Below are 345 nucleotides of genomic sequence, written 5' to 3' on the forward strand. Positions count from 1 at the left end.
GATGGAAGGCGCTGGCGGCGATGTGGTGGGCCTCATCGAGGACGAGCAGGCCGAAGCGGCCGAGGAAGGCGTCGAGCTTCGCCTCCTCCCACCGGGCCAGGGACTGGACGACGGCCACGGTGACGGGCCGCACCTCTTCCTCGCCCGCGCCCACAAGGCCCGCCTCCAGGCCCAGGCGCTCGCGGACGTGCTCTCGCCACTGCTCGGCCAGGTCCAGGGTGTGGACGAGGATGAGCGTCTGCGTGCGGAGCCGAGAGATTGCGCCGACGGCGAGGACGCTCTTCCCTGCCCCGCATGGGAGCACCGCCGTCCCCTGGGTGGCCTTCGCCAGCCGCTCCACGGCGT

General features: G+C 72.8%; 1 protein-coding gene. It reads right to left on the bottom strand.

Annotation, left to right across the window (positions count from 1 at the left end; translation table 11 throughout):
* Positions 1–345: DEAD/DEAH box helicase (locus FJV41_RS51960; RefSeq protein ID WP_181791681.1), on the bottom strand; the 345-nt coding region annotated here is incomplete at both ends.

This window comes from Myxococcus llanfairpwllgwyngyllgogerychwyrndrobwllllantysiliogogogochensis, from assembly GCF_006636215.1.
Taxonomy (GTDB): domain Bacteria; phylum Myxococcota; class Myxococcia; order Myxococcales; family Myxococcaceae; genus Myxococcus; species Myxococcus llanfairpwllgwyngyllgogerychwyrndrobwllllantysiliogogogochensis.